The sequence below is a fragment of the Nocardioides marmoriginsengisoli genome (assembly GCF_003725695.1).
Taxonomy (GTDB): Bacteria; Actinomycetota; Actinomycetes; order Propionibacteriales; family Nocardioidaceae; genus Marmoricola; species Marmoricola marmoriginsengisoli.
Genome location: NZ_RJSE01000007.1, coordinates 1,346,828 through 1,362,226, shown reverse-complemented (window position 1 = coordinate 1,362,226; position 15,399 = coordinate 1,346,828). Strand labels below are relative to the sequence as shown.

The window sequence follows — 15,399 nt, the reverse complement described above, 5'->3', positions numbered from 1 at the left end:
GGTCAGCGTTTCTGAGGGGTTCGGTACCGAGGTGCCTGCGAGCGCCCGCTGGACCGCGTCCGCCGCTGCCTTCACGGCCTGGCGCGACGGCGACCGGGACGCGCTCGACGAGCTGGTCCGGCTGCTCAGCCCGATCCTCTGGCAGGTCGTGCGCGCGACCGGCCTGGACCGGGCGACGGCCGAGGACGTCGTCCAGAACACCTGGCTGACCCTGGTCGACAACGCCGAGGCGATCAGCAGCCCGCTCGCGGTCTCCGGCTGGCTCTGCACCACCGCGCGCCGGGAGGCGTGGAAGGTCAGCAAGCGGGTACGCCGCGAGGTCGCCACCGACGGCGACGTGCTGTCCTGGGCGCTGCCCGCCGTGGACGGCCCCGAGGACGGGATCGTGCTGGCCGACGACCAGGTCGTCCTGCGGCGCTGCCTCAGCCGCATCTCCGAGCGCTGCCAGTCGTTGCTGCGGATGCTCGCGGCCGGCCCGCGTCCCGAGTACGCCGAGGTCTCCGAGGCGCTGGACATGCCGGTGGGCAGCATCGGCCCGACCCGGGCCCGCTGCCTGGACAAGCTCCGCGGCGAGCTGATCAGCGAGGGGGCGTTCTGATGGCCGGCCCGGACGACGACGAGCTCCTGGACGCGATCGCCGCGCTCTGGGAGAAGCTCGACCCACCGCCCGACGACCTCGCCGAGGGCGTCCTGGCCCGGATCGAGACCAACGACCTCGACGCCGAGCTGCTGACCCTGGTCGAGTGGGACAAGGAGCTCTCCGGGGTCCGCTCGGTCGCGATGCTGCGCGCCCCCGACGAGGTCGGCACCTGGTCGCTGGAGTACCTCGGGCCCGGCTTCCGGGTCCAGCTCCGGATCTCCCGGAGCCAGCGCCAGGCGCGCCTGGACGGCTGGGTCGTGCCGGCGCAGCCGATGACCGTCTTCCTCACCTCGATGGGCGCCAAGCCCACCACCGATGAAACCCAGGTCGGCGAGTCCGGACGCTTCGAGTTCCCGGTCACCCCGACAGGAGCCTGCCGGCTCACCTTCGTCTCGGATCCGAGCAGCACCCGCCCGCTCGTCACCCCTCCCTTCTGGATCTGAGGTTCCGCCATGCCCGAGGAGAAGCCCGCCCGCGCCACCAAGCTCTCGGCCGAGGAGCTCACAGCCCTGCGCGACCGGATCGAGCGACGGCGGCGCCGCGACGCGCGGGTCGCACGAGCCCGGGCCGCCGAGCAGGCCCGGATCGACAAGCTGGCGCCCCGGGCGCTCGACCCGGCCAGCGCACTCCGCGCCACCGACGTCCGGCCGGGGCCGACCTGGTACTGCAGCTCGCGCCTGATCGTCGCGCGCCGGACGGTGCTCCGCGAGGACACCGACCTGCTCGACGACCTGTCCCGGATCGCGCAGCGCTTCGGCTGGCAGATCGAGCGCCGCGATGCCGAGAACCGGGAGCTGCCGGCGTACCAGCTCGACACCGGGATCGCCCGGGTCGAGCTGCTCGCCGAAGGCCCCGACGCCACCGAGGCGCCGGACGCGTGGACCGTCCTGCAGCACCTCCGCACCTTGCGCGGCGGGCCGGTCGCGGGCGTCGGCCTCGACCACCTCCTCACCCTCGGCGACACCGAGGCGAACCCGTTCGCGGTCGGGCACCCGTTCGCGGTCGGGCACCCGTTCGCCGTCGGGCACCCGTTCGCGGTCGGCCACCCGTTCGCCGTCGGCCACCCGTTCGCCGTGGGACACCCGTACGAGGGTTCCGGCGCCGCCGTCGCCACCTACGGCTACCCGGGGTCCGGCGGACGCCAGCCGATCGCGTACGTCGGCCCTGCGCCGCGGCGTCTCGACAAGGACCAGTTCACCGGGCGACGACCGGTCGTCGCCCTCCTGGACACCGGGTGCGGCACCCACCCCTGGCTGGACGACATCGTCCAGCAGGACGTCACGATCGACGGCAATCCGATCGGCTACACCGACCCGCTGACGGCTCCGGAGATCGTCCCGGACCAGGTGGGCATGCTCGACGGCGAGATCGACACCGACTCGGGCCACGGCACCTTCATCGCCGGGATCGTCCACCAGGCCTGCCCCGACGCCGACATCATCGCCTGGCGGATCACCCCGTCCGCCGGCCCGATCCCGGAGAGCGACCTGATCGACGCGCTCACCCAGATCGCCGAGCTCGCCCGCCGGCACCGCGAGGGCGAGCAGGGCGGCCGAGCGATCGACGTCCTGAACCTGTCGATGGGGTACTACCACGAGACGCCCGCGGACCTGGCCTTCGACGCCACGATCTACCTGCCGCTGCAGGTCCTCGGGAAGGCCGGCGTGGTGGTGACCTGCTCGGCGGGCAACGACTCCACCGCCCGCCCCGGGTTCCCGGCGTCGTTCAGCCCGTGGACCTCCGGCGCCGGCCCGTACCAAGCGACCCCGGACGCGGTCCCGGTGGTGACGATCGGCGCCCTCAACCCGAACGGCAGCGACGCGCTGTTCAGCAATGCCGGTCCCTGGGTGCGCGCCTTCGCCCCGGGGGCCGCGGTGATGAGCACGATGCCGACCAACTTCCAGGGCGGCTACGAGCCGATCGCCCGGGTCGAGCTCGACGGACGGATCCGGGAAGCCATCGACCCCGACGACTTCAGCGCCGGATTCGGTCTCTGGAGCGGGACGTCGTTCTCGGCACCGCTGTGGGCGGGGCTGTTCGCGGCCGAGCTCGGGCCGATCGACCCCCAGGACGACGACAGCGCCGCCGCGGTCAGCCGGGCCTGGACGCGGATCACCGAGGGCACCGGACCCCTGGACCGGCTGCAGCCGTGAGGTCGCGTGCGCGACGCTGAGGACCTCCACCAACGAGCCGTCGAGGCCGCGAACACCTCCGAGTACGCGCGGTCCCTGGAGCTGATCGCCCAGGCGCGCGCGAGAACCGCGGACGCCGACCTGATCGACCGCCTGGACATCACCGCGGCCTGGGGCGAGGGCGAGCTCGGGAACCATGCCGGCGCCGTCTCGCTGTGCCAGGGCGTGCTGGCCCGCGAGGGCGTGTCACGGCTCGCCCTCGGGCTGGCGCACGCGCAGCTGGGCATGGTGCTGATGCGCAACGGTGACACCGCCGAGGCCAGCGACCAGTTCGCTGCGGCCCTGGAACCGCTGCAGGACCTGCCCGAGCACCTCGCCGGCGTCCACACCAATCGCGGCTACATGTACCTCAAGCTGAACGACCCGCTGCGCGCCGCCGACGACTTCACCCGGGCCACCGACCTGTACGGCGCCGCCGGCGAGACCCTGCTCCGCGCGAAGGCCCAGTTCAACCTGGCCTACGCCCAGCTCCTCCGGTCCGACCTGGTCGCCGCGATCCGCGGCATGGACGAGGCGGCCGCCGTCCTGATCCAGGAGGCTCCGATCAACCAGGCGATCGTCGAGCAGGACCGCGCCGAGGTGCTGCTCGCGTCGGGACGGGCGCAGGAGGCGGCAGCCGCCCTGGAGGCCGCCGTCACGGCGTACGGGAACGCCGGCCTGCGGCGGTTCCAGGCCGACTGCGAGATCATCCTGGCCCGGACCGTGCTGGCCGACGACCCGGCACGCAGCCGGGCGCTCGCGGCCCGCGCCTCCCGCCGGTACGACGCCCACGGCAGCCCGGTCCCGGCGACCCAGGCACGTGCCGCCGTCGTCATCGCCGAGATCGAGGGCGGCGCGACGACGAAGTCGCTCCTCACGCGCGCCGACGCCCTGGCGGCCGACCTCCGCAAGGCAGGTCTCCGCCACGACGCCGACCGGCTCGCCCTGCACACCGCCCGGCTGGCGATCCGCCGGCGCGAGCTGCCCGATGCGGCGGCCCGGCTGGCGAAGGTGCGGACGAACGCCGACTCCCCGATCAGCATCCGGCTGCTGACCCGGGAGCTGCGCGCCGAGCACGCCGCCGCGCGGAACCACCCCGGCAGGTCGCGCTCGTACGCACGTCAGGGACTCGGTGAGCTGCACTCCTGGCAGGCCACCTTCGGTTCCCTGGACCTGCAGACCTCGACGGTCGGGCACGGCCAGCACCTCGCCCGCCTCGGCCTGCGGGCGGCGATGGCCGACGGGTCCCCCGCGGTTCTGTTCGAGTGGTCCGAGCGGGCCCGCGCGCTCGCCTCACGGGTCACCTCGCTGCGCCCGCCCCCGGACCCGGGGCTCGCCGCGGACCTGACGGCACTCCGCCTCGCCGACCCGGCCGACGTGCCCGCCCGCCGCGTCCTTCGCGACCGCATCCGCGCGCACAGCTGGTTCGCCACCCAGGGCACCGTCGGCGAGCCGACCGACCTCGCCACCCTGCAAGCACGACTCGCCGTCGACGACAGCGCGCTGATCGCGCACCTCGTCCTGGACGGCTCCCTGACCGCGCTCGCGGTCACCGCGACCGATGCCACCGTGATCCCGCTCGGGGAGGCCGCCCCGGTGCGCACCCTGCTCGACCGGATCGCCGCGGACCTGGACTTCGCCGCCCAGAACCGCGCCGGCCCGATGGGCGACGCCGTCCGGACCTCGTTGCGCGCCGACCTGGCCAAGGTCGCCGACCTGCTGATCCGGCCGACCTTGTCCACCGTCGGCTACCGACGGCTGGTGCTCACCCCGTCGGCCCTCCTGACCGGGACGCCCTGGACCGAGCTCCCCGGACTGATCGGACGGCCGGTCACGGTCCCGACGTCCGCGACCGCGTGGCTGGAATCGGCCCGGGAGCCGATCGGCGCGATGCGCGAGGTCGGCTTCCTGGCCGGGCCGCGACTGGCGCGCGCCGAGGAGGAGGTACGCCGCGCGCACGACAGCTGGCCGCGCGGCCACGTCCTGGCCGGTGCCGAGGCCGACTCGGTCCGGGCGGGCTGGCTCGCGGCCCGGGTCGACCTGCTGCACCTGGCCGGTCACGGAACCCATCCGGGCGACCACCCCTTGTTCGCCGCGGTGGAGCTCGCCGACGGGCCCTGGTTCGGGCACGACATCGACCTGCTCCCCCGGGTGCCCGACGTCGTCGTGCTCTCCGCGTGCGACCTGGGCCAGAGCTCGGTCCTGCACAGCGAGGAGTCCCTCGGGATGAGCGCCGTCTGGTTGCACGCCGGCGCCCGGGCGGTGCTCTCGTCGCTCGCCCTGGTCGCCGACGACCTCGCCTGCGAGGTGTTCGCGTCCTGGCACCACCAGGTCGCCGGCGGCGCCGCACCCGCGGACGCGCTGGCCCGGGTCAGCGCAGAGACCGACGACGTCGTCCCGTTCCTCTGCTTCGGCGCCGGCTGGTAGCCGGCCCGTTCAGCGCGGCAACCGTGCCCGGGGCACTGCCAGCAGCCGGACCGGGCCGACCACGCCGTTCGCCTGCGGCGGCGACATCGCGAAGTACCCGTAGCGCGGGTCACCGGACCGCACCTGGCCGACCATGGCGTTGCGCGGCGGCGTGGCAAGGTCGATCCGGAGCGTGTTGGTGCCCCGGCGCAGCAGCCCGCTGATCCGGTAGCGGGCACCCGCGAGGTGGACCGTCGACTGCGTCACCCGGCGCCCGTTCAGCCAGACCCGGGCGGCGCCGTACACCTCGCCGAGCTGAAGGTCGACGCCGTGGCTCCGGGACCGCCACCCGGCCGGCAGCCGGAACGTCGTGGTGTACGTCGCGTCGCCGGCGACGTTGGCCAGCGCCGGGATCTTCCGCCAGTCCCGGAGCCCGTCGAGCACCATCCGGTGCGTCCGCGGCTCCCGGGGGGTGAACTCCCGGACGGTCAGATTCCAGCGCGACAACGTGCGCGGCGCCTTCGCGGCCGGTAGCGCGACCCGGACCTTCTTCCCGCCGGCCAGCACGGCCCGCTGGACGCCGCCCCGGTCGTCCTCGAGCACCAGACGGCCGCGGTCCAGGACCGCACGGTCCGCGGTGGTACGCAGCACGTGCGGCCGCGCAGGACGACTCCGGTCGACGACGATCGTGATCGCTTCCTGCGGGCCCAGGTCCACCGGGACCACCAGCCCGCCCCTGCCGGTCCGGTACTCACCGATCGGGGTCGTGCGGTTGTTCCACAGGTCGAGCTCGTACGGCGTCCCGCGGGTCCGCAGGGTCGCGTCGAACCGGACCCGCCGGGTGTCCTCGTTCCAGAAGTACCAGTAGTCCCGCGTCGCGGTCGCCCGGTGCACGGGACGCACCAGCCGGGGCGCGCCGAACGCGGCATCGGGTCGCACCCCGAGCCGGCCCAGCGCACCGAGGACGTCGGCGGAGGTCCGGGCCCGGGCGACGTTGCCGAGCCGGACCAGCCGGGCGAAGCTCTGCCGCACCTGGGTGTCCTCGATCCGGGCGGCCATCGCCGACGTACCGGTGCTGGGCAGGGCGCCGACCACGACCACCGGGAGGCCGCGGCGGGCCAGGGCGAGGATCCGGACGGCCGCCTCGCCGGAGAAGCCGGTCGGCGCGATGTCGCTCGGATCGATCACCAGGGCGCGGTAGCCGGGGCCGTCCGGGTAGAGCCGCTTGCCGCGCACGGTGCCGCGCTCGGCGAGGGTCACCGGGTCGACGAACTCGTAGGTGTACCCGGCCCGGACCAGGTTCTGCCGGCGGGTGTGCCCGGGCAGGACCGGGATACCGAACGGGACGGTGTCGTCGCGGAAGACGGCCACGTCGAGCCGCGGCTTGCCGACGGTCAGCACCTTGCTGGCCCGGCCGAGGTAGGTGTTGAACTCGCGCCAGTACTTGAACTGCGGCCAGTTCCGGTTCCAGGACTCGGAGAAGAAGTACCACATCGGCGACCAGCCGGGCCACGGGTGCAGCTGCGGCCCGAGCCAGCCCGCCGCCTTGAGGCCGGCCTGCGGCTGCTGGTAGGCCAGGCCGTGCAGCTGCAGGTGGGTGGCACCGCCCGCGAATCCGTGGTTGAAGATCTGCCAGTAGTCCGTCGGTTGCTGGCCGTAGAGGCAGAACCGGCGATTCTTCGGGTCGCCCAGGTGGCTGCAATCGGGGAGCCCGAAGACGTCGCCCGCCTCCAGGTTCACCTCCTTGGAGCCGTAGACGTGGGCGGCCCCGGCGGCGGTCCGGTACATGTCCAGGGCGCCCTCGGACCCGGCCGAGCCGGCCGGCTGCGGGTACCCGGCCTCCAGGGTCTCGCTGTCCGGGATGCCTCCGGAGGCCCCCTGCGCCCGCGTCGAGTCGATCGGCAGCCCGTAGCTCTGGTGCCGCATCTCGGTGAACCCGTGATCCAGCGCCCAGCGCCGCAGCTGCCGCTGGTGGGCGATGATCAGGTCGGTCAGCGTCCGCCGGTAGTCGTTGCGGACCCGCTCCCCGACACCGCCGGTGAAGTCGAAGCCGGCGGGCCCGTTGAACAGCGCCGGCAGGAACGGCCGGATCGAGTAGCCGCGGCGGTTCGCGAACTGGTCGATCAGCTCCGCCGACCAGTGCGCCCCCAGCCGGTGCAGCGAGGTCACGTCCAGGCTGCGGTTCGGCAGCGACAGCCCGTTCTCGGCGAGGTCCTTGATCAGCTCGACCAGCACCGCGTCGGTCAGGTTCACCGCGTACTCGAAGGAGTCCTCGTAGAACTGCCCGCCGTTGCGGCGCCAGAGCGCTTCCTGGGCCGGGCTCATCATGTTCTGGTCGAGCCAGCGCAGGGCGGCGCCGGTGGCCCGCTTGCTGAACGGGTCGATCACCAGCAGGTTCTTTCCGAAGAGCGCGCTCAGGTTGGCGTCGAGGCTCATCACCGCCCCGCCCGGCACCGTCTGCGGCACCTGCCCGGTGGGCCGCCGCCAGACGCCGAACAGCATCCAGTTCCCGCGCGGCGGCGTCCAGGTCAGCAGCTTGTTGCGCACCCGGCCGGTCAGGTCGATCGCCGAGGCCGGGTCGAGCTCGACGGACCCTTTCTTGCCGAGGCCGACCACCCGGGCCGCGGAGACCGATTCCAGGGTCTTGTGGCCGACCTTCTCCAGCGGGTCCGGCACCGGGCCGACGTACGGGACGCCGCCGATCAGCGGGAGCTGGGCGATGTGGGCCGCCTGGGCGGAGAGGCCGTTGTCGAGGGTGGCGGTCGGGCTCGCCATCGGCCAGACCGGGTACGGCGCCGTGTCCAGCCGGACCCCGTGCTTGATGCCGCTACGGAGAGCGGCGTTCACCGCGGCGTACCAGGGCTTGGTCCCCCACTGCCAGGACGGGGTGCCGTTCGTCGGCGGCCCCGGCTCCAGGTCGATGATCTGCGCCGACCCGAAGCCGGAGTCGCGCAGCGCCTTGATGTCGGCGTCGAGCCCGGCCGGGGTCACGTCGGAGCCCGGCCACCACCAGAACGCGCCCGGCCGGTGGTTCTGCCCGGGCTCGGCCAGCCAGGGCCGGAGCCCCAGCGGGTCGGCCGCGGTGTCCGCCGACACCGGCTGCATCAGGGTCCCGACGATCAGGGCTGCCGCGATCGCCGTGGCCGCCAGCTTGGCCGGGAGGTGCTTGACTCGATCCACGCCCGGTAAACCAGCCGGCCCACCTGAGGTTACGGGTCAGGCCCTCGCCCGTCGCGACCACAGGACGGCACCCAGTCCGGCGACCAGGAGCAGCACCCCGGCGGGGAGCAGTCCCCGACCGAACGGGGCCCCGGTGTTCGGGAGTCCCCCGTCGGTCGGCGGGTGGATCGACGGCCCGGCGAAGGTGTTGACCACCGTCACCGAGGCCTGACCCGGCCCGTCGGTCTTCCCCAGGTCGATCGCCACCGAGCGACCGTCGACGGTGGTGACCTCGCCGTTGACGTCGGCGGTCACCTCGGTCGAGACCCGCGGCAGCACGGTCAGCTCGGTCAGCCGGCAGCGCGCGGCCGCCGGCAGGTCGGCGTACGACGCCCGGTAGCCGTTCGCCCGGCTGAGCCGGCGCTCCGAGCCGCCGGGGATCGTCACCGGGGTGGTGACGCCGTCGACCTGCCAGGTGCAGACGAGTCCGACCCGGAAGGGACCGGCGGCACCCTCGGCCGACCGGTCGCCGCGGACGACCTTGCGGACGTCGATCGAGGAGAGGTCGAACGTGTTGGTCGCGGTGACCTTGACCTGGGAGACCGCCTCGTCCGGCAGCGGCGCGGCGATCGTGACCACGCCGTCCGCCGGGTCGAGCACGCTCGTGGTCGCACCCGCGGTCCGGGGCTCCGCGACGGTGCACACGGTCCCGACCGGGAACGGCCCGAGGGTCCGGGACTGACCGGCCCGGAGCGCGACCTCGTCGTCGAAGGCGTTGCGGCCGTGGAAGTCGCAGGTCACCACGAAACCGAAGACACCGGTGCCGTAGCGCGCCGCTCCGTCCCCGTCGACGACCTTCTCCAGCGTCACCGTGCCGGCGTCGTAGGCGTTCGCGACCACGACCTCGGCCGGGTCGATCCCCGGGGTGATCGTCGCGGTCCCGTCGCCGTTGTCCGCGACGTCGTCACCGGTGACCACGATCTCGCCGGCGAAGAACGTGTCCGTCTCGGTCAGCTCGCACGCCGCGCCGACCGGGATCCGGTTCGCGGGCGCGTCGTAGGTCTGGCCCGCCTCGAGGACGAACTCGATCTCGGTCGTGCCGTCGTCGTCGAAGGTCACCGGGATGCCGGTGGCCGTCGTGCAGGACAGCGTGAAGGTGAACGGACCGAGCACCGGGGTGGTCGCCGTCGTGACGACCCGCTTGGTCACCGACAGGCCGGTGTAGCGGTAGTCGTTGGTGATCGTGGCGACCTGCGCCACCGGCACCGCCTGGCCCTCGATCGGCCGCGACGGGTCGGTCGGCTGGGTGATCAGCAACGTCGCCGGGGACCCGGTCCGGGACGCTTCGCCGAACTCGCCGACGTCGCCCTGCTCGGTGACGACGCACTCGGTGCCGTCGACCCCGAGCGGGATGCCGTCGATCCGGACCTCGAAGTCGTTGCCCTCGTTCAGCTCGACCACGGCATCGGAGCCGAGGTCCAGCGCGACGTCACCGACGGTGCAGGCGACCTCGACACGGAACTCGTCCGCGGCGTACTGCGCCGCCGGACCGGTGATCTCCTTGACGACCTTGATCGACCCGAAGCGCAGGTGCACCCCGACCCGGCTCGGCGCGATCTTGCTGAACTGGCCGACGCCGCTGTAGCGGAACTTGACGCCGAACTGGTTCCAGGCGAGCTGGTCCGCCGCCGGCACGACGGTGGACGCCCCGCTCGGGTCCGCATCGGTGCGCGGCTCGTTGGTCGTCGAGTAGGTCACGTCTGCGGACTGACCCGGACGCAGGTTGCCGCTCGCGGTCGTGGTGAAGTCCAGGTGCACCCGGAGGCCGGTGACCTTCGACCAGTCGGTGCTGCCGTCAGCGGTCGTCCAGCTCTCGCCCTGCTGCTCGCAGACCGGCTGCGTGGTCAGGTTGGTCCAGGTGCCGACGCACACGTCGGCGCTGGTGGTGACCTGGGTCGTGACCGTGGTCCCGGCCGGGGCCGCGACGTTCAGCGACCCGGCCACCAGCTCGGGCCGGTACTGCGACCCGCGGGACGCGCCGGAGATGATCTGCCGGTCCCCGGCGACCGGGAGCTGGTCGAAGATCGTCATCTCGTCGACGTTCACGGTGCCGGCGTTGGCGGTGCTGAGCACCCAGTCGTCGGTCCCGCCGAGCTGGCTGTTCGCGACGCACGGCGACCGGAAGTAGCTGCCGCCGGTCGCGGTCAGGTTCTGGGTGCAGACCGCCGCCGGGCTGCCCGGCTGGTAGGCGCCCGGGAGCGAGCCTCGGACCCCCTTCACGGTGTAGAGGTTCGGGCCGGTGACGACGCCGACGAAGTCACTGGTTCCGCAGGTGTACGGATCCGTCGACCAGTCCGTCGTGATCGAGCCGCCGGACGCCGTGTTCGCGCAACGGGTCAGCGGCTCCTCGGTCTGCGCGGTGATGGTGTTCGTGGCCGTCTGCCCGGTGCCCAGGCCCGGCTGAAGGACCAGGGAGAGATGGATCGTGAACGTCTCCCCCGGCTGCATCCGCCGGCCGCCCTCGGGCCAGGCGAAGGTCAGCGCCGACCCGTCCGGGCTGGCCGCGACGTCGACGTTCTCACCCAGGGTCCCCTGCGGAGATCCGGTGAAGGTCGGGGCCGGGTCTCCGGTGTAGGTGAGCTGGGACGGCAGCGCGTCGCGCAGCTCGGCCAGGGTGACGTAGCCGGTCCCCGAGTTGCGCAGGGTCAGCTTGAACGGGACCGCGTCGCCGACCGAGGCGAGCCGGTTGCCGTCGTTGGTGAGCTTGTTGACCTCGAGCTCGTGGGTCCCGGGGGTCAGCGTGACGGTGGCCGTCGCGTCGACCGGGTCCGAGTCGTTGCCGTCGGGCCGGAAGGACTGCGACGTCTGGGTGTTGCGCACCGTGCTCGGGAAGTCGACCTGCTCCCCCGAGTCCCGGTACGACGACCGCAGGTCCACCGTGATCGCCGCGCTGGCCGACCAGTTCTGAGCCGGGACCGCCGAGGAGAACAGCCCGCCGTCGGCACGGGTGAAGGTGAACCGGATGCCCTGGACGTCGGCGTTCGCCACCCCGCCCGGGAGCACCGCGGTCGAGCCGGCCGTGCCCTCGTGCCAGGTGGTGCCGTCGTACAGGTCGACCTGGACGCGGTTCGCGCCGCTCGGGAACGAGATCACCCCCAGCCCGGTGAAGTCGAAGGCGTTCCAGAACTCCGGGGAGTCGGCCTGGTCCTCGATCACGACGCGTGCCGGGGAGAGCGTGCTCCGCGGGTTCGCGCCCTGGTTGGCGCCCAGGACGACCGTGACCTGGTCGTCGCCGGCGTCGTGCTTCGGCTCGGTGATCGTCGCCGGCGACACCGACTTGGTCGGCGCGATGTTGACGATGCCGCCGGTCAGCACCGTGGTGGCGTCGTCGACGTCACCGGTGACCGTGCCGGGGTTGCCGACCGGGTCGTAGGACTGGGCGAAGGCCCGGTTGGTGACGTCGTGGGTGGACGGGGCCGGCAGCACCTGGGGAGCGCCGCTGCTGCGCAACGTCGCCCGCAACCGGGAGTCGACGGTGATCGTGAGGTCGTTGTCCTGGGTGAGGGTGCCGCCCGAGGTGGCCGGATCGGTGTCCTGGAAGGTGACGCTGAAGCCGACCACGGTCGCCAGCTGCGCCGGGGTCATCGCGTTCACCGCGGCCGCGGTGGTCTCCTCGTGCGTGTAGGTCCCGGCCTCGAAGCGGAGCAGCCAGACCTTGGTCGCGGCCAGGTCCACCTGGCCGGGGATGCTCGCCGCGATGGCCAGGCCGCGCACGTCGAACCGTTCGAACGGGTTCGGCGCGCCCGCGTCGGTCAGGTAGTCGCGCGCGAGGGCGAACGGGTTCGCGAGGGCACCGGCCGGCGTACCGGCGCTCTGGCAGCCACCCAGCGCGGTGTCGGTGCAGGTGGCCGGGTCGGTGATCCGGACGTACGACGCGCGCGCGACGGACCCGTTGTGGCCGCTGATCGTCCAGGTCGCCGTCGGGTACTCGGCAGCGGGCGTCCCGGTCGGCGGCGTGTGGATGTTGGCGGTCGGCGTGACCGACTTGGTGACCTCGACGACCGGGTCCGGGTCGAGGATCTGGATGGTGTCGGCCGCTGTCTCCCGGTCGACGGTGCCACCGCCGATCGGGGTGCCCTCGATCGCGACGGTGTTGGTCACGACGCCCTCGTCGGCGCTGTTGAACACCCGGTCCTCGATCACGAACCCGCCGTCGGAGCGGGTCTTGTCGCGGACCTGCCAGCCCAGGTCGAAGGAGCGGGGGCTGCTCCCGGAGCCGACCCCGGAGCCGGGTGCGGGTGCGAACGGGTCGAAGGCGGCGCCGGGCTGACGGGCCGCGGTGCGCGCGGCCGTGTCCGCGGCGGTCTCGGTCAGGGTGAACCGGACGCCGGTGGTGCCGGCCGACTCGGGACCGGTGAGCGAGTAGCCCTTGAAGCCGCGGTCGGCGCGCATCCAGGAGCCGCCGGGCGCGGCGACCTCCTGCCAGCCGCCGCCGCGGAAGAGCTCGACCTTGGTGACGGTGTCGTACTTGAGGTACCAGCCCTTGGAGTACGGCTCGTCCGAGGCGTCGGCGTGGCCGACCCGGAGCAGGTCGAACGCGTCGAAGACGGTGCCGGCGACGTCGGCGGTCGCGGGGTCGGTGGCGGCGTCGGAGATCAGCACCGAGCCGAACCCGGCGGTGACGTCCCAGGTGAGCGTCGTACCGGCCTGCTCACCGGACTGCGAGCTGACCGCGATCCGGTCCCAGGCCTTGTCCACGTCGACGTCCGGCCCCGGCCCGTCGCCGCCGTCCGCCGGGTAGGTGACGGTCGCGTCGTCGGTGTCGTCGTCGTCCGCGGTCAGGTTCTTGCCGCCCGCGGTCGTCCCGGCGACGTCGGCGGTCGCGGCGTTGACGTACGTCGTCGGGGTGTCCGGCTGCGGGTCGGGGCAGGACGGGTCCCGAAGGTCCGCGCGCGCGGCGAAGACGATGTTCGGCGTCACCGTGGTGTCCGCCGGGAAGCCGTCGGCGTCGTGCAGCCTGAACCGGATGCCCTGGGCGACGGCGGGGATCGCCGCGAGCTCGAAGACGGTGGCGGTCGGCTCGGGGCCGTAGACCGCCAGCTGTTGCCAGCTGCCGTCCGGGGCCTGGAACTCGACGGTCAGCTCGGCGCCCGCTGGCACCTGGGTCGGCGCGATCGCGGTCGCGTCGAAGGCGTTCCAGAACCCGGAGCAGTCCTCCGCCCAGGCGTCCTCGATGACGATGTCCTCGACGACGGCCCCGTCACCGGTCGCGGTGGCCCGGGTCGTCAGCGAGGAGATCACCGTCTCGCCCGGCTCGACCGCGCTGGAGGGACGCACCTTCTTGGTCAGGGTCACGTCGACGCTGGGGTCGGTGATCTCCAGGCCGTCGCTGGCGGTCGCGTCGTCGGTCAGTCCGTTCGCCGCGGTCACGTCGGCGTCGACCTTGTTCGTCAGGGAGAGCTCGGGGGCGCCGCCGGTGGCGTCCTCGGTGGTGTCGATCCGGAAGGCCGCCCCGCCGCTCTCGCTGGGCGCGATCGGGCCGGTCCAGGTGATCTCGAACCCGGAGATCGGTTCGCTCGGGTCCGCCGGGAGGTCGCCCTCGTCGAAGTCCACCGTCTCCGAGGAACCGTCGAGGTGGTGGTAGACGATCGTGGCCGTGCTGGCGGCGTCCGGCCAGGTGGGAGGCGCGGTGAAGCCGCCGAACACGATGTCCTCGGTGAAGAAATCCAAGTCGGCGATGTGCAACCGGGTGACCGGGTCGTCACCGTTGGTCCCGGCGATGGTGGCGGTGCTGCTCTGCCCGGCGGTGATCCGGGCCGGGGTGATGTTCTTGGAGGCATCGACCGACGGGATCAGCGGTGCGATCGCGTGCGTCGCCGCGCCGTCGTCGGTGGCCGGGTCCTGGCCGTCCGCGTCGACCGATCCGGTGGCCACGTTGTCGACGCGGTGCGCCGCCGTGGACAGGTCGGAGTCGTCGTCACGGTCGGTGGCCCGCTGCTCGAGCCCGAGGTCCAGGGACATGGTGGCTCCGGGCGCGATCGTGCCGGTGCAGGTGATCCGGACGCCGCCGACCTCCGCCTTGGTGACGCCGTCGGGAAGCGCGAGCGCCCCCGGGGTGGCGATCGGGTCGCCGGCAACCCACGACCAGGTGCTCCCGGAGAACACGTAGGCGTCCACCTGGACGCCGGTGAAGCCGGCCGGCAGGGACACGTCGTCGAACCCGGTGAAGTCGGTGATCGTGAACGGGTTGCTCGGGTCGAGCTCGGCGGCGCCGTCGGGAGCGGCCTTGGGCTCCTGGATCGTGATCGTGTCGACCGGGACGTTCGAGGTGTTCCGTGCCGAGAGCCCGATCGTCGAGACCGCACCGGGCAGGAAGGACTGGGTGGCCGGCGCCCAGGTCTTGTCGACGGCGACGGCGATCCGGATCTCGGAGTCGATGTTCACCGTCGCACTGCTCTGCGCCGGGTCCGAGTTGGTCGCGGTGGCGCGCGCGGTGTTCACGATGTCCGGGCCCGAGCCCGGCGGGTAGTCGTCGGGCACCCGCAGGGAGAGCGTCACGGTGAAGGTCTGCCCGGCCACCAGGCCGGTACCGACCGGGTCGTCGGTCCCCTGCTGGAAGTCGACGGTGAACCCGGTCCCCGGCTGCACGGTCGCCGGCGGCGTAGTGGTGTTCCCGGGAGTCCAGGTCACCGAGCGCGGAACGGTCGCGGCGTTCGGGGTGAAGGTGGCGTTGTCGATGCCGAAGCCCTCGAGGCCCGCCGGGAGCACGTCGGTCAGCTGGGCGTCCAGGCAGTCCTGCTCGGAGCAGGTCATCTGGATCGTGTACGTGAACGTCTCCCCGGGCTCCGGGGTGGCGTTGTCCACCAGCTTGACGACCTGGAGCAGCTCGTCGGCAGCGTGGGCCGGGGTGAGTACCGAGCCCATCGAGACGGCCCCGAGGACCATCAGGAAGACGCTGAAGACACTGATCCGCTTAACCCGCTTGACCCGCTTGTGCACACCTGCAGACACGCCGAACTCCTT

Annotated in this window: 6 protein-coding genes; 4 read left to right on the top strand and 2 right to left on the bottom strand. The window is 73.0% G+C overall.

Translation table 11 applies throughout. The features are described from left to right. Positions 1 to 31 precede the first annotated feature (31 nt). From EFK50_RS15060 to EFK50_RS15045, 4 genes are read left to right on the top strand one after another with little or no spacing between them, the layout of a single operon-like run. The gene (locus EFK50_RS15060; RefSeq protein ID WP_221177410.1) at positions 32 to 598 is read left to right on the top strand and encodes an RNA polymerase sigma factor; all 567 of its coding nucleotides are present in this window, start codon (positions 32 to 34) and stop codon (positions 596 to 598) included. After that, on the top strand, positions 598 to 1,083 hold the full coding sequence (locus EFK50_RS15055) for a hypothetical protein (RefSeq protein WP_123228321.1): 486 nt from the start codon (positions 598 to 600) through the stop codon (positions 1,081 to 1,083). The genes EFK50_RS15060 and EFK50_RS15055 overlap by 1 nt, the downstream gene beginning before the upstream one ends. Before the next feature lie 9 nt (positions 1,084 to 1,092). Then, positions 1,093 to 2,793 (top strand): S8 family peptidase, encoded by a 1,701-nt coding sequence (locus EFK50_RS15050; RefSeq protein ID WP_123228320.1) that lies wholly within the window; start codon positions 1,093 to 1,095, stop codon positions 2,791 to 2,793. Between the two features lie 6 nt (positions 2,794 to 2,799). Then, the gene (locus tag EFK50_RS15045; protein ID WP_123228319.1) at positions 2,800 to 5,238 is read left to right on the top strand and encodes a CHAT domain-containing protein; all 2,439 of its coding nucleotides are present in this window, start codon (positions 2,800 to 2,802) and stop codon (positions 5,236 to 5,238) included. A 9-nt stretch (positions 5,239 to 5,247) separates the two neighbouring features. Here the strand turns inward: EFK50_RS15045 and EFK50_RS15040 are convergent, their stop codons facing one another. Then, a complete protein-coding gene (locus EFK50_RS15040; protein WP_123228318.1) occupies positions 5,248 to 8,397 on the bottom strand; it encodes a glycosyl hydrolase in 3,150 nt (1,049 codons plus the stop codon). 36 nt (positions 8,398 to 8,433) lie between these two features. Continuing rightward, positions 8,434 to 15,387: a DUF5979 domain-containing protein gene (locus tag EFK50_RS15035; RefSeq protein WP_183407847.1), complete on the bottom strand. Its 6,954-nt coding sequence runs from the start codon at positions 15,385 to 15,387 to the stop codon at positions 8,434 to 8,436. Positions 15,388 to 15,399: the final 12 nt, after the last annotated feature.

Coding starts and splice junctions, on each gene's coding strand:
- EFK50_RS15050 (WP_123228320.1), top strand. CDS start 1,093: ATGCCCGAGGAGAAGCCCGCCCGCGCCACCAAGCTCTCGGCCGAGGAG.
- EFK50_RS15055 (WP_123228321.1), top strand. CDS start 598: ATGGCCGGCCCGGACGACGACGAGCTCCTGGACGCGATCGCCGCGCTC.